Genomic DNA, 1,069 nt, shown 5'->3' on the forward strand with positions numbered 1-1,069 from the left:
AAGATCGGCATGAGGCTCATGATCGGACCGGTGGTCTCCACGCCGAGGAGCGAGGCCAGCCAGCCCCACTGGAAGACGGCGACGACGGAGCCGAGTGCGGCGAGCACGGACAGGAGGAAGCCGACGGCCGCCTTGATCGGGACCAGGATCGAGCGGAAGACCACCAGCAGAAGCACGATGGCCAGGCCGACCACCACGATCAGATAGGGGATCAGGGCCTTCTGGGTCTTCTCCGCCATGTCGATGTTCAGGGCGGTGGTGCCGGTGACCTCGAAGCTCGCGCCGTCGGTCGAGGCCTCGGTGGCGGGGCGCTCGTTCCGGATGGTCTTGACGAGGTCCTGGGTCTTCGTGTCGGTGGGCGCGGTGGAGGGGACGGCGGAGAAGACCGCGGTGTCACCCGCGGGGTTGAAGCGTGCGGGGGAGACGGACACCACCCCGTCGGTGGCCTTGATTTTCTTCTCGATGGTCGTGACCGCGGTCTTGGGGTTCGCGGCGCCCTTGGCGTCCACGACGATCGACAGGGGGCCGTTGAAGCCGGGGCCGAAGCCCTTGGCGAGGTCGTCGTAGGCGCGGCGCTCGGTGGTGGAGGTGGGCTTGGCCTCGTCTCCGGTCGTACCCAGCTGGAGGTCCATCACCGGTACGGCGAGCGTTCCCAGGCCCACGACCGACAGCAGAAGCACCGGGAGGGGACGGCGCAGGACGAAGCGTGCCCAGCGGCTGCCGCCGTTGTTCTCGCCGCCTTCCTTGATCTCTCCGGTCTTGCGGGAGCGGCGGGAGAGTACGGCGTTGGGCCAGAAGCCGAGGAGGGCCGGGACGAGCGTCAGTGCGATGAGGACGCCGACCATGACGGCTCCGGCGGCGGCGAGGCCCATTTTGGTGAGCATGGGGATGCCGACGACGGACAGGCCGGCGAGGGCGATGACGACGGTGAGGCCGGCGAAGACGACGGCGGATCCGGCGGTTCCGGTGGCGAGGCCCGCGGCTTCCTGCGGGGTGTGGCCCTTGGCGCGTTCCTCGCGGTAGCGGGAGACGATGAAGACGGCGTAGTCGATGCCGCAGGCGAGGCCGA

1 protein-coding gene is annotated in these 1,069 nt (G+C 69.3%); it reads right to left on the reverse strand.

Annotated elements, in window-relative coordinates:
- A partial coding sequence (locus tag ACZ7M3_RS52875; RefSeq protein ID WP_472073998.1) for an MMPL family transporter occupies positions 1 to 1,069 on the reverse strand: 1,069 nt, incomplete at both ends.

The organism is Streptomyces sp. NPDC111656 (assembly GCF_055656965.1).